Raw genomic sequence first — 283 nt, 5'->3', positions numbered from 1 at the left:
TAGGAGCCTGGCGATGTCCTACTTTCACATGGCAAATGCCACACTATCATCGGCGCTGTTTCGTTTCACTACTGAGTTCGGCATGGAATCAGGTGGGTCCAAAACGCTATTGTCACCAAGCAAATTTGGTTGTTAATCGCACTCGCAATTAACTAAAATCTGGAAATCTGATAATCGTAAATCTACTTTAGTATACTAACTTCTGTCTGTTACGCTGTCATAAAACGCGTTTGGCGTTGTATGGTTAAGCCTCACGGGTAATTAGTACAGGTTAGCTTAATGG

Annotated in this window: 1 rRNA gene; it reads right to left on the bottom strand. The window is 42.4% G+C overall.

The annotated features are described in order from the left end of the window. Positions 1–5: 5 nt before the first annotated feature. Positions 6–120 (bottom strand): 5S ribosomal RNA (gene rrf / locus JIG41_RS16065). Between the last annotated feature and the right edge of the window lie 163 nt (positions 121–283).

This window comes from Pseudoalteromonas sp. bablab_jr011 (genome assembly GCF_016464045.1).
GTDB classification, from domain to species: Bacteria; Pseudomonadota; Gammaproteobacteria; order Enterobacterales; family Alteromonadaceae; genus Pseudoalteromonas; species Pseudoalteromonas lipolytica.
This window is presented reverse-complemented; position numbering and strand designations above follow the sequence as displayed.